Source organism: Streptomyces sp. NPDC090499 (genome assembly GCF_044769305.1).
In the GTDB taxonomy this organism is placed as follows: domain Bacteria; phylum Actinomycetota; class Actinomycetes; order Streptomycetales; family Streptomycetaceae; genus Streptomyces.
On record NZ_JBIVXP010000007.1, the window covers coordinates 474,755 to 490,543 of the forward strand.

Annotated in this window: 16 protein-coding genes; 8 read left to right on the top strand and 8 right to left on the bottom strand. The window is 72.1% G+C overall.

Features of this window, described 5'->3' with window-relative positions; all coding sequences use genetic code 11:
• Positions 1 to 470 precede the first annotated feature (470 nt).
• Positions 471 to 1,706: a CdaR family transcriptional regulator gene (locus ACIQVL_RS27445; RefSeq protein WP_403476603.1), complete on the bottom strand. Its 1,236-nt coding sequence runs from the start codon at positions 1,704 to 1,706 to the stop codon at positions 471 to 473.
• 200 nt (positions 1,707 to 1,906) lie between these two features.
• On the opposite strand from ACIQVL_RS27445, the gene ACIQVL_RS27450 reads away from it, so the two are divergent.
• Genes ACIQVL_RS27450 through ACIQVL_RS27465 form a run of 4 tightly spaced genes read left to right on the top strand, consistent with a single transcriptional unit; the run spans position 1,907 to position 5,786 of the window.
• A complete protein-coding gene (locus tag ACIQVL_RS27450; RefSeq protein ID WP_403476627.1) occupies positions 1,907 to 2,848 on the top strand; it encodes a substrate-binding periplasmic protein in 942 nt (313 codons plus the stop codon).
• 9 nt (positions 2,849 to 2,857) lie between these two features.
• Positions 2,858 to 3,625: an amino acid ABC transporter permease gene (locus ACIQVL_RS27455; RefSeq protein ID WP_403427106.1), complete on the top strand. Its 768-nt coding sequence runs from the start codon at positions 2,858 to 2,860 to the stop codon at positions 3,623 to 3,625.
• A complete protein-coding gene (locus tag ACIQVL_RS27460; protein ID WP_403476604.1) occupies positions 3,622 to 4,419 on the top strand; it encodes an amino acid ABC transporter ATP-binding protein in 798 nt (265 codons plus the stop codon). Before ACIQVL_RS27455 ends, ACIQVL_RS27460 begins: the two co-directional genes overlap by 4 nt.
• The gene (locus tag ACIQVL_RS27465; RefSeq protein ID WP_403476605.1) at positions 4,416 to 5,786 is read left to right on the top strand and encodes an NAD(P)/FAD-dependent oxidoreductase; all 1,371 of its coding nucleotides are present in this window, start codon (positions 4,416 to 4,418) and stop codon (positions 5,784 to 5,786) included. The genes ACIQVL_RS27460 and ACIQVL_RS27465 overlap by 4 nt, the downstream gene beginning before the upstream one ends.
• Before the next feature lie 33 nt (positions 5,787 to 5,819).
• Here the strand turns inward: ACIQVL_RS27465 and ACIQVL_RS27470 are convergent, their stop codons facing one another.
• Complete coding sequence (locus ACIQVL_RS27470; protein WP_403427112.1) at positions 5,820 to 6,416, bottom strand: fasciclin domain-containing protein; 597 nt, start codon at positions 6,414 to 6,416, stop codon at positions 5,820 to 5,822.
• 194 nt (positions 6,417 to 6,610) lie between these two features.
• Between ACIQVL_RS27470 and ACIQVL_RS27475 the strand changes: the two genes are divergently transcribed.
• Entirely contained in the window at positions 6,611 to 6,838 is a 228-nt protein-coding gene (locus ACIQVL_RS27475) for a hypothetical protein (RefSeq protein ID WP_403476606.1), read from the top strand.
• 402 nt (positions 6,839 to 7,240) lie between these two features.
• Here ACIQVL_RS27475 and ACIQVL_RS27480 read toward each other — a convergent pair whose 3' ends face one another.
• A complete protein-coding gene (locus ACIQVL_RS27480; RefSeq protein ID WP_403476607.1) occupies positions 7,241 to 8,092 on the bottom strand; it encodes a hypothetical protein in 852 nt (283 codons plus the stop codon).
• Between the two features lie 531 nt (positions 8,093 to 8,623).
• Between ACIQVL_RS27480 and ACIQVL_RS27485 the strand changes: the two genes are divergently transcribed.
• Positions 8,624 to 9,199 carry a hypothetical protein gene (locus ACIQVL_RS27485; RefSeq protein WP_403476608.1) on the top strand — a complete coding sequence of 192 codons (576 nt, stop codon included), beginning with the start codon at positions 8,624 to 8,626 and terminating at the stop codon, positions 9,197 to 9,199.
• 101 nt (positions 9,200 to 9,300) lie between these two features.
• Here ACIQVL_RS27485 and ACIQVL_RS27490 read toward each other — a convergent pair whose 3' ends face one another.
• From ACIQVL_RS27490 to ACIQVL_RS27505, 4 genes are all read right to left on the bottom strand, one after another.
• Entirely contained in the window at positions 9,301 to 9,666 is a 366-nt protein-coding gene (locus ACIQVL_RS27490) for a hypothetical protein (protein WP_403476609.1), read from the bottom strand.
• A gap of 228 nt (positions 9,667 to 9,894) precedes the next feature.
• Entirely contained in the window at positions 9,895 to 10,707 is an 813-nt protein-coding gene (locus tag ACIQVL_RS27495) for an ABC transporter permease (protein WP_403476610.1), read from the bottom strand.
• On the bottom strand, positions 10,704 to 12,230 hold the full coding sequence (locus tag ACIQVL_RS27500; RefSeq protein WP_403476611.1) for an ABC transporter permease subunit: 1,527 nt from the start codon (positions 12,228 to 12,230) through the stop codon (positions 10,704 to 10,706). Before ACIQVL_RS27500 ends, ACIQVL_RS27495 begins: the two co-directional genes overlap by 4 nt.
• Positions 12,227 to 13,165, bottom strand: coding sequence for an ATP-binding cassette domain-containing protein (locus ACIQVL_RS27505; protein WP_403427127.1), 939 nt, complete (start codon positions 13,163 to 13,165; stop codon positions 12,227 to 12,229). The genes ACIQVL_RS27500 and ACIQVL_RS27505 overlap by 4 nt, the downstream gene beginning before the upstream one ends.
• 149 nt (positions 13,166 to 13,314) lie before the next feature.
• Between ACIQVL_RS27505 and ACIQVL_RS27510 the strand changes: the two genes are divergently transcribed.
• Complete coding sequence (locus tag ACIQVL_RS27510) at positions 13,315 to 14,526, top strand: sensor histidine kinase (RefSeq protein WP_403476612.1); 1,212 nt, start codon at positions 13,315 to 13,317, stop codon at positions 14,524 to 14,526.
• Complete coding sequence (locus tag ACIQVL_RS27515; RefSeq protein WP_403427131.1) at positions 14,523 to 15,191, top strand: response regulator transcription factor; 669 nt, start codon at positions 14,523 to 14,525, stop codon at positions 15,189 to 15,191. Before ACIQVL_RS27510 ends, ACIQVL_RS27515 begins: the two co-directional genes overlap by 4 nt.
• Positions 15,192 to 15,290: 99 nt before the next feature.
• Here ACIQVL_RS27515 and ACIQVL_RS27520 read toward each other — a convergent pair whose 3' ends face one another.
• Positions 15,291 to 15,527: a hypothetical protein gene (locus ACIQVL_RS27520; protein WP_403476613.1), complete on the bottom strand. Its 237-nt coding sequence runs from the start codon at positions 15,525 to 15,527 to the stop codon at positions 15,291 to 15,293.
• Between the last annotated feature and the right edge of the window lie 262 nt (positions 15,528 to 15,789).

Genomic DNA, 15,789 nt, shown 5'->3' on the forward strand with positions numbered 1-15,789 from the left:
AAGCGTGTGGATCATGTGCTGGTGAGCACCGGAAGGATCACGGTGTCCAGGACGTGCGTGGGGTGGCGCCGGTCGGCCGGGGCCCGCCCTGCCGCTGCCGGCAGAGCGTTGCCCGGCCGCGGTGCGCGCGGGCGCTGACGTTGTTCATGGCCGGGACGGCGTCGTGGAGCCCGCCCTCGCGTTCGGGAGCGGGCCCGCCCCGGCGGGGCGTCGCCCCGGTTTCCGCGGCTGCCCGTGGAGCCCCCATCCGACGACACCTCGTTCCTGGGCCTCGGGCCGCCGGCCCACTAACTGATCGAAACCGTTTCGTACACTTGGAGGCTAGGCATTCCGCGAGCGAAATGCAAAGCATTTGGCCGACGTCACATTCGACGCTGATCAGCGCGGTGACGCAAGGGGTCACTCCCTTTGCTACGGCTTTGCTCTCCGCTTGCTGTTCGGGGAAGAAGGGGCGTCTCCGTCGGTCCCGCTCAACGCACTCTGCGGCGCCGTCGCACGGTGGCGTCGCCGCCGCCCAACTGGTCCGCCAGGCAGGCGAGGTAGAGCGCCATGGTGGTCCGGTGGGCGCGCAGCGGGCGGCCGGTGATCTGCTCGATCTTGTTCATCCGGTAGACGACGGTGTTGCGGTGGACGTGCAGCGCCTCGGCGGCCCTGACGAGGTTGAACCCGCTCTCGCACCAGGCGGTGATCGTGTCGCGGAGCGCCGGCCAGTCCGGCTGGGCGCGCAGGTCCGCGGTGGTGCGGTCGACCAGCCGGTTGCGGGCGGACTGGCCCACCGCGGTCAGCACCTGGTGGACCCGCAGATCGGTGATGAGGTGGACGGCGGCACCGCCCGCCACCCGGGTGCCGAGGCGCAGCGCCTCGCACGCGTCCTGGTAGGAGTCGTGCAGCCCGCCGACGGAGGCGGCGGCCTCGCCGATGCCCGCACGCGCGGCCAGGCCGTCCTGGACGGCGATGACGTCGGTGACGCGACGGCAGTCGGCGGCCAGGGACTCCGCGGAGCGGCCGGCCGGCAGCCGGTGCAGGACGCCGATCCAGCCGGGGGCGGTGGCGGCGACGATGTCCTGGGGGTCGGCGAACACCTCGCCGACGGTGCGCAGCAGTTCGGAACGGACCAGGGCCAGGGTGGGGGAGGCCTGGCGGTGGCCGCCCTGGCGGTGCGTGCCCTGGCCGTGGGCGGCCGTGGCGGGGACGGTCACCTCGAACACCACCGCGACCCGCCGCAGCCGCAGGTCGAAGCCGAGTTCGGCGGCCCGGAAGACGAGGAAGTCGCCCTCGACGACCTCGGGGTCGTAGGCGGCGATGTCGGCCAGCAGCTTCTCGCCCGCGCGCTCGGCCAGCAGCCGGGAGCGCAGCATCACGGACTCCCGCAGCAGGATCTCCGTCTGCCGCTTCACCAGCAGCCCGAACCGCCGGACCTGGGTCGGCGTCCCGGTGATCCCGACCGTCCCCACCGCCTGCCCGCCCGCGATCAGCGGCAGGGTGACCCCGGGACGCACGCCGCGCAGCCGCTGCGCCTGGGACGCGTCGTGCGTGGCGGGCTCCTGGGAGCGGACGACCTCGACGGACGCCTCGTGGAAGGTGCCGACGCGGCTGCTGTCGCCGCTGCCGATGACCATGCCCTCCGCGTCGGTGATCAGCACGTTGAAGCCGATGACGGCGGAGGTGTCCCCGGCGATCTCCTGCGCGAGTGACGGGCTCAGCACGGGCGTTCCTCCCGTCGCGGGGCGGGCCGGGTTTGGACGCACCGTACAGGGGAGCAAACGATTCCGGCCACAACTGTGTACGAAGTGACCGGTGACGTACGACGGGCCGCTCCTTAGCGTATGGCCCCAATCACCTCCCCGCCGGGGGCACAACGCGGTGAACGGCGGGCTCCCTCAGCCGGAACGGAAGGCTCGTGCCGATGATCCGTGTGCGCTCCATCGCCGCCTCTTTGTCAACATTCCTCCTGCTTTCCTCCGCAGCAGCCTGCGGCTCGGGCGGCAACGACGCCCCGAAGAACGTCTCCGCGAAGACCGCAGCCCTGGGCACCCTCACCCCCGGCGTCATCAAGGTCGCCGTCGAGCCGTACGCGCCCTACACCACCGTCGAGAACGGCAAGATCGTCGGCCTGGACGGCGACATCCTCGCCTACGCGGCCAAGAGGCTCGGCCTGGAGATCAAACCCGAGGTGACGGACTTCGCCGGCATGCTCGCCGGAGTGCAGTCCCGCCGGGTGGACATCACCGTCGGCGGCGTCGCCTGGTCCGCCGACCGGCAGAAGCAGGGCCTGTTCACCGACCCGCCCTACTACTCGCCCCCGGCGATGGCCGTCCGCGACGGCAGGACCTACCGGACGGTCGACGACCTGGAGCACCTGAACCTCGGCACCGTCGAGGGCTACGTCTGGGTCAAGTCCATCCAGGCCGTACCCGGCGCCAAGCTGCACGCCTACCCGGACGCCAACGGCGTCTTCGACGACCTCGGCGCGGGCCGCGTCGACGTCGGCTTCCTCGACCCGCTGCTCATCATCGCGGCCCAGAAACAGCGCCCGGACCTCAAGATCAGCACCGAGTACCTCACCCCGCCCACCGCCGCGCAGGTCAAGGCCAAGCCCGCGTACTCCTACTTCCAGCCGTACCAGACCGGCTTCTACCTCCCGAAGCAGGAGCCGAAGCTGGAGCAGGCCCTCTCCGCGCAGATCGACGCCATGTACCACAACGGCGAACTGGCCAAGCTCATCAAGAAGTACGGCGGCGATCCCGAGCAGTTCCTCAAGCCCTCGGCCGACATGGCCGCCGCGCGCCGGGGCGTCGACCGGCCCGCCGACTGGACCCCGCCGACCATCGGCTCCACCGGCCAGTGAGGGGATGACATGTCCGGCTTCTTCCAGGTCCCCTGGTCCGACTACCGGCCCGACCTGACCGCCGCCCTCGGCCGCACCGTGTCGTACACCGCGGTCAGCTTCGCCGGCGCGGTCGTCCTCGGCCTCGCGGTGGCACTGCTCCGGCTGAGCCGCCTGTGGCCCGCGCGGATGCTGGCCGCCGTCTACACCGAGGTGTTCAAGAACGTCCCCCTCCTCGCCATCATCTTCCTCGCCTACTTCGGCCTGGCCTCGGCCGGCATCCGGCTCGACGTCTTCACCGCCGGCTGCCTGAGCCTCGTCGTCTTCTACGCCGCCTACCTCTCCGAGATCTTCCGCGCCGCGATCAGCGGGGTGCCCGCCGGGCAGACGGAGGCGGGCGAGGCGCTGGGCCTGGGCCGGGCGGGCATCTTCGGCCACGTGGTCCTGCCGCAGGCCGTCCGGCTGGCCCTGGCCGGCACCAACACCATGCTCGTCGACCTGCTGAAGTCCACCTCGCTGCTCGTCACCATCTCCGCCGCCGAGCTGATGTCGGAGGGCCGCCTCATCACCTCGGCCACCTTCCGGGCGCTGGAGGTCTACCTGGTCATCTCCGCCGTCTACTTCGTCCTGTGCTACCCGCTCTCCCAACTGCTCCTGCTGCTGGAACGGAAGGTACGGGCCGGCGTCGCGCTGTCCCCCCGGCGCCGGCGCCGGCTGCGTGCCGCCCGCGCCCTGCTCGCCGCCGAGCCCGCCGCCGGCCTCGGCGCGGGCACCGACCGGAAGGAGGCGGCCGTATGACCGAGCCCGCCACCACCACGCAGACCCCCCTGTCGCCGTCGCCCGCCGAGGCGGTCGTACGCATCGAGGGCCTCTGCAAGTCCTTCGACGGCCGCGTGGTCCTCGACGAGGTGGACCTGGAGGTCGGCCGCGGCCGCATCGTGAGCGTCATCGGGCAGAGCGGCGGCGGGAAGACGACGCTGATGCGGTGCGTCAACCTGCTCGAATCCCCGGACGCGGGCACGGTCGAAGTGGCCGGCGAGGTCGTGCACGAGGGCGGCCGGAAGGTCTGCCGGGACCTGCCCCGGCTGCGGCGCACCGTCGGCATGGTCTTCCAGCGGTTCAACCTCTTCCCGCACCTCACCGCCGTGGAGAACGTCGTCCTGGCCCAGCGCAAGGCCGGTGTCCCCGAGGAGGAGGCGCTGGAGCGCGCCGTCGCACTGCTGCGCCGGGTCGGCGTGGCCCACCGCGCCCTCGCCCGGCCCGAGCAGCTCTCCGGCGGCGAACAGCAGCGCGTCGCCATCGCCCGTGCCCTCGCCCTCAGGCCCGAGGTGCTGCTCTTCGACGAGCCCACGTCCTCCCTCGACCCGGAGGCCACCCGGGAGGTGCTCGGCGTGATGCGCGAACTCGCCGCCGACGGCATGACGATGCTGCTGGTCACCCACGAACTCCCCTTCGCCCGCGAGGTGTCCGACCACGTCGTCTTCGTCGACCGCGGCCGGATCGTGGAGGAGGGCAGGCCGCAGGACGTCCTGGACCGTCCCGCCCAGGCCCGCACCCGGGAGTTCCTCACCGCGTACGGACCCGCGTCATGAGCGACGCTGCCGGCACGCCCGGCACGCCCGGCACGCCCGGCAGGTCCGGCACGCCCGTCACATCCAGCAGGCCCGTTACGTCCGGCACGCGCGGTCTTGTCGGCGACGGCCCCGTGGTGGTGGTCGGGGGCGGTGTGGTGGGCCTCTGCACGGCCTACTACCTGGCCGAAGCCGGCGTGCCCGTGGAGGTCGTCGAGCGGCGCGCCCTGGCCTCGGGAGCCTCCCGCGGCAACGCGGGCTGGGTCTGCCTCAGCCACTCCACCCCCGTCCCGGCCCCCGGCGTCGTCCGCTACGCCCTGCGCTCGCTCGGCCGCCCGGACTCGCCCCTCTACCTGCGGCCGCTGCCCGACCCGGCGTTCGCGCGGTGGCTGTGGCGGTTCTGGCGCAGCAGCACACCGGCCGCCTTCCGGCGCGGCTACGCGGCGATCGCCGAGCTGAACCGCGACACCTTCGGCCTCTTCGACGGCCTGCGCGCGGCCGGGGTCGACACCACGCTGACCCGCCCCGGCATGGTGCACGCCTTCCTGTCCGCCGCCGAGGCCCGCCACCACCTCTCCGTCCAGCGGGAGATGGCCGACGGCCGCTACCCGCTCCCCGACGACGTCGTCACCGGCTCCGCGGCGCGGCTGCTGGACGGGGCGCTGTCGGACGGGGTGCGTGCGGCGTACCTCGTCGAGGGGGAGGGCGTGGTCGACCCGGAGGCGTTCGCCCGCGCGCTCGGCGAGAAGCTCGCCGCGTCCGGGGTGAAGCTCCACGAGAACGCGGAGGCCACCGGCTTCCGCACCTCCGGGGACCAGGTCACCGCCCTGCGCACCACCCAGGGCGACATCCCGTGCGCGGCCGTCGTCGTCGCGGCCGGCACCCGCTCCTCGGCCCTTCTCGGCCACCTCGGCCGTCCGCTGCCCCTCCAGGCGGGCAAGGGCTACAGCTTCTCGGTCGACCTGGACCCGGCGCCCCGGCACCCGCTCTACTTCGGCGAGCGCCGGGCCGTCGCCTCACCGATCGGCACCACCACGCGCATCGGCGGCACGATGGAACTCAGCGGCAACAACAACCGCCTCGACTGGCGCCGCGTCGTCGCCGTCGCGCTCGCCAGCCGCCAGTACCTGGGCCGCTGGTTCGACGACCCCGACGACCTGGTCGGCCTCATCCGCGACCCCTGGGTCGGCGGACGGCCCTTCCTCCCCGACGGGCTCCCCGTCATCGACCGCGTCCCGGGGCACGGCAACGCCTACGCGGCCACCGGCCACGGCATGCTCGGCGTCACCCTGGGCCCGGTCACCGGCCACACCCTGACCCGCTACGTCCTCACCGGCCGCCGCCCCGAGGCCCTCACCCCCTTCCGCTTCGACCGGCTCCGCCGTTGAACACCAAGCCGCGGAAACGGAGTCGGAGCGAGCTCAGGACGGCGGCTGGAGGACCTGGTCGATGACGTAGATGGTGGCGTTCGCGGCCTTGATGTTGCCGCAGACGATGTTGGCCGTGCCGTTGACCTTGAAGTCGGTGCCCGAGCCCGACGTGGTCAGTTTGCTGCCCTCCACCGTCTTGAAGGAGCCGTGCGAGAGTTCGTCCGGGGTGATCTGCCGGTCCACGACGTGGTAGGTCAGCAGCTTCTTCAACTGCCCCTGGTCGGCGAGGATCGCGGCGAACTGCGCCACGGTCGCCGCCTGGAAGGCCTGGTCGTCGGGGGCGAAGACGGTGATGCCGGACTTCCCGTCGAGGGTGCCGTTGAGATGCGCCCGGACCGCGGCGGAGACCAGATGGCTCAGTTGCGGATACGCGGCCGCGGCCTCCACGACCCTGTCCTTGGCCGTGCCGACCTTCTGGGCGAGCGCCGCACAGCCGGAACCGAACGTGCCCGTGGCCGACGGACCGGGCGACGCGTCCTGCGCGTGACCCTGCGACGCCGCACCCACCAGCGCCAGCGGAACGGCGACCAGGGCCGCCGCCGCTGCGTTCGCGGTGCGCGTACGCATGTGCATGCGGGTGAACCTCATCGCAACCCTCCTCCTGTGGAGGCGTGAACACTGCAGAGGCCTTCAGCGAGCGTAGCCAGCGGCAGCCGATGACCGCATCTCGAAGCCCCGGGCCGCGGCAGACGCACGGTCGGGCCGTCGTGTGCCCTGCCGGGGGGGGCTGCGCTGCATACGTGGTTGTGCCACGCTGTCTCGACGAATCCGGGGGGGGGAGCATGATCGACCGCCGTGCGCCGTGGTGGCCGTGGGCCTGCACGGCGGCGTCGTTCCTCCTCGGAGCCTTCGAGATCACGGCTCCCCTGCTCGGTCCCGGCTCATGGTGGTCCCGGTTGCCGCACCTGCTGCTGGGCGGAATCCTGCTCGCCAACGCCGGCACCCTGTTCGCGGGAGCCCGCCGCAACCCGCGACGGAGAGGGAAGAAACGCAGCCTTCCACCGCTGTGAGGCCCGCCCTCCCGGCCGGTCGTCGGCTGATCGACTCGCGCCCCTGTTTCCACCGAACGACCATGGGAACCGGCACACCTGGGCGTGAGGAGGGATGCGGTGATGGCGTCGGCAGAAGGACAGGGCGCCGCCCTTCGGACCGCGTGGCGGGACACCGCCGCGGACGACCTGCGGCAAGCGGTCGACGATCTGCGTGGCGTGTACGAAACGGCTCGGAAGCGCGTGGCGGCACTTCCGGGCACCCATCGCGGGCCCTCCGACAGCCGGTTCTGCACCGAGTGCGAGTGCCCCCAGTACGATCCGGGGCCGCACGACAAGTGCGAGACGTGGTACTGCCATCATCCGGAGGGCAAGCACCATCGTCCCGAGTGAGCGAACCGACCGGGACCGGCCCGGACCGGGTCAGGGCGCCGTAGGGTTCGTGGCCCGCTCCAGCAGTTCTCGGGCATCGCGGACGCATGCGTGTTCGGGGCTGAACAGTTCCGTGAGAGCGGCGATGGTGTCGCGGGCGACCCGGGCCGCCTCGTCCTGGCGTTCCAGGCCGAGGAGAGCCTCGGCCTCGGGGATGCCGGCCGTGTGGACTTCGGCGGCGTCGACGTACAGAGCGGGGTTGTAGGCCCGGCGGGCACCGGTCACGCAGTCGAGGGCCTCGGCGTAGCGGCCTTGGGCGCTGAGTGCGTGGGCGAGGCTCAGCTCCAGGGAGAAGACAAGGTCGCCTCTGTCGTCCTGGCGTGCCCGCATGGCCGCCAGGGCTTGGCGCGCGGCCGACTCCGCCTCCTTCGGGCGCCCTTGGCCGGTGAGGGCGTAGGACAGTGCGTGTGTCGCGATCCACCGCACGAAGAGGCCGGTGGGCGCGCGTGTGAACACGCTCCGCTCGATGATGGCACGCGCATCGGCCTCGGCCTCCGCGAACCGGCGCAGATGACACAGTTCGGGGGCGCGCAGGGCCCGCACGCCGAGCCACGCCGAGCTGAGCTCGTCGACGAGTTCCCCGAGCTGATCGCCGACGGCCTCGTACTCGCGAGCGGCCTCCTCGTGGCGGCCCAGGCGGGACAGGCTGGTGGCGTGCAGCCGCAGCAGGGACGGGGTGGCCCGGTCGGTCACGGTCCGGCCCCGGATGCTCCGAAGCCGCCGGAAACCCGCCTCCGCCTCGGCCATGTGGCTGGTGTGGAGGAGGAGTGCGACGCTCAGGTGGTGCAGGGCCAGTTGTGTCGCGCGATGCCCGTCACCGAGGCGGCTCTCAGCTTCTGCCACACACTCACGTAGCTCCGCCTGAGCCTCTTCCGTGGTCGCGTTCGCCCCGCCCGAGGAGACGGCCCCTTCGATGCGTTGTACGAGAGCCGCCGCCTCAAGGGCCGCCGTGTCCGCGCGCCGTCGCTTGAAGATCCCCACCCTGTCCGCCCCCTGACCCTTCGAGTCCGCGCTGATCCTGCCACGCACCCCCCGCCGACGGTCCACCAGGCCCACACCACACGGAGAAGCCCCGAAGCCTGCTTCGCTCCGCGCCCGTCCGTCCCGTGCCGTACCGCCTCCGGGTCACCGCGCGCTGCTTCGGAGGGGCTCTGCCACCGGCGATGCGGCGGACCGCCGTACGGCAGGGCGTCGTCCGGAGGTCTGAGGCTCCTGGCTCCGGCCGCTGCCGCCCGGCACCGCCATCAACCGGGCGCGACTCGACGCCTGCTGGATTTACCACGATGGGGTGAATCCAGCAGTTATACGGCAACCGCGCGCCATCTTCACATGTCACACATCTTGCTTTCGACGGCAGACACCTCAGGGGGACCCATGAGCAACCAGCAGCCGCAGCACTCCGGATGGGCCGGCCCGCAGCCGCCCTACGGCCAGCCCCCGTTCCAGCCGCAGCCACCGAAAAGGGGACCCGGCGCAGGGAAGGTCATCGGCCTCGGCTGTCTCGGCCTCGTCGGCGTGACCGTCGTCCTCGGCATCGCCGGCGCGGTCGTCGGCGGCAGCGGCGCTTCGAAGTCCACGTCCACCACGACGACCCGCAACGGGACGGCCGCCGATGACGGCAAGGCCGACAGCAAGAAGGCCGACGCCCCGAAGACCGTCGTCTTCAAGGTCTGGGGAACCGCCCCGGCCGGAGTCCTCGGCGGGCTCGACATCAACTACGGCTCCGACAACGACACCCGCAAGGGCACCTTCAAGGACGGCGAGTTCGAGGCCACCCTGCCTTTCAGCAAGGAGGCGATGTACTACACGTTGAACGCCCAGCTGCAGGGCTCGGGGGACATCAACTGCAGCGTGACCGTGCCCGGACAGACGACGTCCGGGCACGCGTCGGGCGGCTACAACATCTGCAACGTCCAGCTCAGCAGCGACTTCACCGGCGGCTGGCGGTAGGAGGAGCCCCGGACTCCCGGCACTCGTCGCCCTCCGAGGTCAGGACACTCCACCTCGCCGGCTTCCGGCAACTCGGTCGCGCGGTGGGTGGGGGCGCGGTGCTAAGCGGTGGGCAGGTCCTTGGCCTTGATGATCGGGACGGCGAACATGGCGCCGATGTTGTTCCACTGGAAGCCCTCCTGCCAGTCCGGCTGACCGGTCGCCCAGCCGAGGAGGGCCTGACCGGCCTTCTCCTGAGAGGCGGTCAGCGTCTGGTAGTGCTCCGTGGCGACGCCGTCACGGTACTCCAGCTGGTAGGTGTTGTCGTCACGGAACAGTACCTGGATGTACCAGTCCCCCTCAGGCCCCTCGTCCCGCCGCTCAAGGATCAAGTGGTCGCCCTGCCGCAGGTCGGCGAGCATCGTGCCTATCGTCGGCTTCGAAGGGTGCTTCACCACGTGCCCTCGGCCGTTCGTCGCAATCAGCATGGGCAGAGCATGCCGGAGGGGTCTGACAACGGCGGCCCTCGGCAAGCCCCCGCGGACGCCTTGCTCCGACCGTGCGGCCGTTCTTCTGAACTCGCGCCCCCGGCATGCCCGCTCGTGCAGACGAGCGGCATGCCACAGGCCCGGACCGTGATCGGCTCTCGCGTGTTCAGGAGGTTTCCCGGCCTCATGTGTGCCGGCTGCGTTGCGGGGCCAACGGCGCCTGCGCCTTCAGGCGTCGCGGAGTCGCAGCACCGTGCCGCCGACGAGGAGCGCGCCCGCCGCCCACAGGGCCAGCACGCCGAGGCCTGCCCACGGTCCGATGGGGAGATGACGTAGGTCCGTCGTGGCTTGGACGGCCAGTCCCGCGGGCATCGGGCCGATCTGCGCGAGGTGCCGACGCAGCCCCGGGTCGGTGACCACGTGGCTGAGGAGGGGGAAGAGGTACAGCAGCCCCAGCACGACGCCCATCGCCACCGCCGTGTCCCGGACCGCTGTGCAGATGCCGAGGGCGAGCAGTGCGACCAGGACCAGGTAGAGCACCGACCCTGCGGCTGCCCGCAGGGTCGGCCCGTCCGTGAGGGAGAGGGCGGCGTAGCCGTGGGCGGGCGTGAAGCCGTTGCCCGGCAGCAGGCTGCGCCCGGCGAGTACGGACGCCAGGACCGCGACCGTTCCCGCGGCGAAGACCGTCCCGCTCACGACGGCGGCCTTGGCGGCCAGCACGGTGGTGCGCCGCGGTACCGCCGCGAGCGTGGTGTGGATCAGGCCGGTGCCGTACTCGTGGCCGACGACCAGCACGGCCACGATCGCGGCGATCGTCTGACCCGGCGTCACGCCCGTCAGACTGAGCCTGACCGGGTCCTGGCCGCAGCCGCCCGTGGGGCACCGCGCGGTCGCCGCCGCTGCCGCACTCACGGACGCCGTGACGGCGACGAGGCCCAGCAGCAGCCACAGGTGACCCGCGTCGGTTCGCAGCTTGGTCCACTCGGCGTGGACCGTTCGGCGCAGGCTGCCGGCACTCGGGCGCAGGCTGCCGGCACTCATACGTCCCTCCGGCGCAGCAGCAGCGTCGCGGCCGTCAGCGCGAGGACGGTCCAGCCGGCGAGCACGGCGTAACCACCCCAGGGCGAGAGGGGAAAGTAGCCGGAGGACGGCGTGTAGACGCTCAGCACGTGGGCGTAGTGCGGAAGTGTCTGCTGGACGGCGAAGCCCGCCGCCGGGGTGAGGCGGAGCAGCCACTGCGCCGACGAGGTCGGCAGCGCGCCGCTGACCGCGAGCAGATAGGGAAGCACCGTCGCCATCACGACGGTGGTGATCGCCGTCGCGCTGCGCCGCAGTACCGCGCCGAGGGCCAGTGCGAGGACGGCGGTGGTGGCCAGCAGGAGCCCGGTGCCGACGACCGCGCGCAGTTCCACCCCGCGTGGCACGGTGAACACCAAGAAGTGCGTGGCGTGGGCACGTTGCCGGCCGAGCGGGATGCTGACGGCGGCGGCGACCACGCCGACGACGAAAGCGACCGCCATGACGACGGCGGCCTTGGCGGCCAGCAGCCGCCCGCGCCGAGGGATCGCGGCGAGGGTGCTGCCGATCAGTCCGCGGCGGTACTCGGCGGTGACGAACTGCACGGCCACGACCGCCAGGACGATCAGCCCGGCGAACGTGCCGACAAGGAAGTTCTCGACGGTGTACGCGGGGCCGAGCGCGGGGCCGCCGACCACCGGGGCGATGTCTCCGGCACCGGTGACGGAGAAGCCGCTGCCGGCCGGTGTGCAGCCGCCTGAGGTGTTCTCCGCGTAGCTGTCGGACGTGCCGGCGTCGCCGCCCACCTGAACGCCCTGCCAGCCGTCCGGCCGGCCGCCGTGGGCCCAGGAGCCGCCGAGTGCCACATGTCCAAAGGTTCCGGTGGCCACGGCAGGACTGCTGCCCCCTTGCGAGCCGCTCGTCCGCACGGCCGCCGGGGAGGCGGTGAAGAGGCCCACCTGCACGGTGCCGGCCAGGCCGGTCAGGCGCGCGCTGCCGACCTCGGTCCAGTGCACGCCGTCCGCCGAGTCGTAGCCGGTGACCGTCGACCCGGCGCGGACCAGGCGCAGCCAGCGCGGCGAGGCGGCGGAGGGGTGACCGGGCAGGCCGGCCCGGTCGTGCGTGAAGTCGTCCTGCATCCGCACTCCGTGTGCGCCGGTGACCATCATCGCGGCGTACTGCGAGCCTTGTTCGAGGCTCTGCTTGACGAGGATTCCGGTCTTGGCCCACGGAGTGATCCCCGGCGTGGTCCGCCCCGGTTCCTGGGCCAGTACGCCGGTCAGCGCGGTCACGGGGACGGTGATGCTGCCGTCGCCGGTCAGGGGCTGGTGCATGAAGTAGAAGCTGTCGTTGACCGCCTCGCCGCCGGGGCCGACCGGCAACGAGACGGCGTCCTGCGTGCGGTCGTCCGACGACTGGTCCGTCGACGCCGTCCCGGCCAGAAGGAACACGACGGACGCCAGGATCGCGCCGAATGTGCCGAGGACCCACCCTCGTACGGTGCGGAACTTGGTCCACTCCGCGTGCAGAACCCGAAGCCCGCTCATCGTGCGGTCTCCTCGACGCCCGCACCGCGGTAGTCCACGGCGTCCCGGGTGAGTTCCAGGTACGCCTCCTCCAGGGTCGCGCGGTGCGGGGCCAGCTCGGCGAACGGCACCCCGGACGCGTTCAGCACGGTCACGACGGCCTCGCCCGGCAGCCCGCTGACGCTGAGTGCGTCCGAGCCCGCGGCACGCACGACTGCGCCGGCCCGGACCAGCGTCTCAGCCGCTGCGACAGGTGCGGAGGTGCGCAGCGTGACCTGGCCCGCGGACAGCCTCGTCAGCAACTCCCGCACGCCCGTGTCGGCGACCACACGGCCGCGTCCGACGACGACGAGGTGGTCCGCGACATCCTGCAGTTCGCTCATCAGATGGCTGGACACCAGCACCGTCCGCCCCTGCGCCGCAAGTGACGACAGCAGGCTGCGGATCCACCGGATCCCTTCGGGGTCCAGGCCGTTGAAGGGCTCGTCCAGCATGAGCGCGGGCGGATCGCCGAGGAGCGCCGCGGCGATGCCGAGCCGCTGCCGCATGCCCAGCGAGAAACCGCCCGCCCGGCGCCGCGCCGCCTCGGCGAGCCCGACCTGCTCCAGCACCCGGTCCGCCCGGCCGGCCGTGAGGCCCTGCGAGTGGGCCAGCCACAGCAGGTGGTTGCGGGCGGTCCGGCTGGGTTGCAGGGCGCCTGCGTCCAGCATCGAACCCAGGTGGCGCAGTGGGCTGCCCAGGGTCCGGTACGGCCGTCCGCCGACCAGCGCCCGCCCCTGGTCGGGAGCGTCCAGGCCCAGCACCGTCCGCATGGTGGTGGACTTGCCGGCGCCGTTGGGGCCCACGAATCCGGTCACCCGTCCCGGCCGGACGGTGAATGTCATGCCGTCGAGCGCCTGCGTCGCCCCGAAGCGTTTACGCAGGCCCTCCACCTCGATCCTGGAATCGTCCGTCATCGACGCTGCTCCGCCCCTCGCTCGTCCTGTCCCGTCCTGGGGGCAACACGCTGCGCTCGTGGCCGTAACGCGGGCGCGACGGGCGCTGTCATGCCGCTGTTAGGCCGGTTCGCCTAGCCTGAGCGGGCAGTGAGGGAGAAGGGGGACCGATGGCAGCGGAACCAAGGCCTCTCGTACGGTCGGTGCACCGCCGCGGCGTCCGCTGGCGGTTCACCACCTTGTACGCCGGACTGTTCCTGGGCTCGGCCGTCGCGATGCTGGCGGTGGTCGGACTGGTGGCCGGCGGTACCTACCGGGCGGACCCGGCGCCGGGAAGCACGCCGAGCACCTTCTCGTCCGCTGCACAGGAGAGAATCGCCAGTCTTCAGCACCAGCTCGCCGAAGCCCACAGCCGGCAGGTCGACCAACTGCTGCTCGGCTCGGCAGCGGGGTTGGTGGTGATGGGGCTGCTGTCCGTCGCGCTGGGCTGGTACGCCGCCGGACGCGTACTGCGGCCGCTCCGCGCGATGACCGGAGCGACCCGCCGCATCTCCGCCGACAGCCTGCACGAACGGCTCGCCGTACCGGGCCCGCACGACGAACTCAAGGATCTCGGTGACACGATCGACGAGCTGCTGGAGCGCCTTGAGCAGGCGTTCGCCGCGCAGCGCCGCTTCGTCGCCGACGCCTCGCACGAACTACGCACCCCCTTGGCCACCCTGCGGGCCTCGGTGGACGTCGCGCTGGCCAAACCGGGCCCCGTCCCGGAGCAGACGCGCACCCTCGCGGGCCGGGTGAGGACCGAACTGGACCAGATCGACCGGTTGTTGGACGGCTTCCTGGCACTGGCCCGTGCGCAGCACGGAGTGCCGCTGCCGGACGTTGACGCCATCCCGTTGGATCTGCTCGCCGCGACCGCGCTCGCCGACCGTGCCTCCGCGGCCTCCGCGAAGGGCCTCGTCGTGGAGGCCGACCGCACGGGCGATGGGTCCGGCGTGCGGGTGTGCGGCAGCCGGACGTTGTTGCGCGGGATGGTGGAGAACCTCGTCGACAACGCGATCGGGCACAACCAGCCCGGCGGCTGGATCCGCGTCGCCACCAGCACCGCGGGCCCGGACGTGCGGCTGGTCGTGGAGAACGGGGGTCCTGTCCTGACCCAGGACCAGGTCGCCCAGCTGGCACTCCCGTTCCGCCGGCTCGGCGCCGAGCGGACCGGCGGCGGCAACGGCTCGGGGTCGGGCCTCGGCCTGGCCATCGTCGCGGCTGTCGCCGACGCACACGGTGGCACCCTGGACCTGCGGGCCCGTGCCGCGGGCGGCCTCAAGGCCACGGTCACCCTCTCCCGAGCGGCCGACGCGGCCGACGTGGAGGACATGGCATGAGGGTGCTGGTGGTGGAGGACGCCAGGTCACTCGCCGACGTCCTGGCCGAGGGCCTGCGGGACCAGGACATGGCAGTGGACGTCGCCTACGACGGCCTGGAGGCCGCGGCCAAGCTGGACACCAACGCGTACGAAGCGGTCGTCCTGGACCGGGACCTGCCGGGCATCCACGGCGACACGCTCTGCCGGATGGTCACCGACCGGGACGACCGCCCCATGGTGCTGATGCTGACCGCCGCGGACACGCCGGCCGACCGCGTCGGCGGCCTGAGCCTGGGCGCCGACGACTACCTGGTCAAGCCCTTCCACTTCCCCGAACTCGTGCTCCGCCTACGGGCCCTGGCGCGTCGCCGCCCGTACGCCCGCGCCCGCACACTCCGCGCCGCGGGCATCGAACTCGACCCCGTGCACCGCACAGCCACCCGCGACGGGCAACACCTCGACCTCTCCGCCAAGGAATTCGAGGTCCTGACTGCCCTCCTGCGGGCCAGCCCGGCCCCTCTCAGCGCAGAGTCGCTGCTGGAACAGGTATGGGACGAGAACGCCGACCCGTTCACGAACACCGTCACAGTGACCATCGGCCGGCTGCGACGCAAGCTCGGCAGCCCACCGGTGATCACCACGACCCCCACCGTCGGCTACCGGATCACCGACCCGAAGGCCTGACCGACACGGAGGCCACGGAACCCTTCCGACCCGCCGGAACCTCGGCCACGCAGGCGCACTGATCGGCTCACATGGCCCGGAGCAGTTCAGGTGTGGATGTCAGAACGGGAGGTTGTCCGGGTCCTCAGAGATCCGCCTGGCGAACTCGTCAACGACCTGCGGTACGACTCGTTGGGCGCCTTCGTCCCCCAGGGCTTGTACGAGGGCCGGCCGGACCAGTGCGTACGCCCGGCCGGCGTGAGAGGACCGGGTCCGGCTGACTGCCCGCTCGATCTTCGCCAAGTGGGCCGCCAGGGCCGGGATCGCCTCGTCGTATTCGCTGGGGTCCGTGGCCATGGGACCAGCCGATCAGGGCGAGGCGAGGAGGTCAAGGCCGACGACGTGCCCTCAGCTTGGGAAGCCGCGGTCGTTTGGAACAGGTCCGTGCGCTGACCTGCACGAACGAACCAAATGGAACCGGCCTCGTCTCGGCGGCACTCTCCGTGATTCCCCGCTGTTCCCCGCTCAATACGGTGCGTTTGTGGTGCGTTCCCCGGTGCGGACTGGGCACCTGGCCGTCCTTGGAAGGCACGGGAGGGTCCGGGGACGGCCCGGCCGG

What these genes read in the sequence shown, in the direction of transcription:
- ACIQVL_RS27450 (WP_403476627.1), top strand. Translation starts at nt 1,907, where the DNA reads ATGATCCGTGTGCGCTCCATCGCCGCCTCTTTGTCAACATTCCTCCTG.
- ACIQVL_RS27455 (WP_403427106.1), top strand. Translation starts at nt 2,858, where the DNA reads ATGTCCGGCTTCTTCCAGGTCCCCTGGTCCGACTACCGGCCCGACCTG.
- ACIQVL_RS27460 (WP_403476604.1), top strand. Translation starts at nt 3,622, where the DNA reads ATGACCGAGCCCGCCACCACCACGCAGACCCCCCTGTCGCCGTCGCCC.
- ACIQVL_RS27465 (WP_403476605.1), top strand. Translation starts at nt 4,416, where the DNA reads ATGAGCGACGCTGCCGGCACGCCCGGCACGCCCGGCACGCCCGGCAGG.
- ACIQVL_RS27470 (WP_403427112.1), bottom strand. Translation starts at nt 6,416, where the DNA reads ATGAGGTTCACCCGCATGCACATGCGTACGCGCACCGCGAACGCAGCG.
- ACIQVL_RS27475 (WP_403476606.1), top strand. Translation starts at nt 6,611, where the DNA reads ATGATCGACCGCCGTGCGCCGTGGTGGCCGTGGGCCTGCACGGCGGCG.
- ACIQVL_RS27485 (WP_403476608.1), top strand. Translation starts at nt 8,624, where the DNA reads ATGAGCAACCAGCAGCCGCAGCACTCCGGATGGGCCGGCCCGCAGCCG.
- ACIQVL_RS27490 (WP_403476609.1), bottom strand. Translation starts at nt 9,666, where the DNA reads ATGCTGATTGCGACGAACGGCCGAGGGCACGTGGTGAAGCACCCTTCG.
- ACIQVL_RS27495 (WP_403476610.1), bottom strand. Translation starts at nt 10,707, where the DNA reads ATGAGTGCCGGCAGCCTGCGCCCGAGTGCCGGCAGCCTGCGCCGAACG.
- ACIQVL_RS27500 (WP_403476611.1), bottom strand. Translation starts at nt 12,230, where the DNA reads ATGAGCGGGCTTCGGGTTCTGCACGCGGAGTGGACCAAGTTCCGCACC.
- ACIQVL_RS27505 (WP_403427127.1), bottom strand. Translation starts at nt 13,165, where the DNA reads ATGACGGACGATTCCAGGATCGAGGTGGAGGGCCTGCGTAAACGCTTC.
- ACIQVL_RS27510 (WP_403476612.1), top strand. Translation starts at nt 13,315, where the DNA reads ATGGCAGCGGAACCAAGGCCTCTCGTACGGTCGGTGCACCGCCGCGGC.
- ACIQVL_RS27515 (WP_403427131.1), top strand. Translation starts at nt 14,523, where the DNA reads ATGAGGGTGCTGGTGGTGGAGGACGCCAGGTCACTCGCCGACGTCCTG.
- ACIQVL_RS27520 (WP_403476613.1), bottom strand. Translation starts at nt 15,527, where the DNA reads ATGGCCACGGACCCCAGCGAATACGACGAGGCGATCCCGGCCCTGGCG.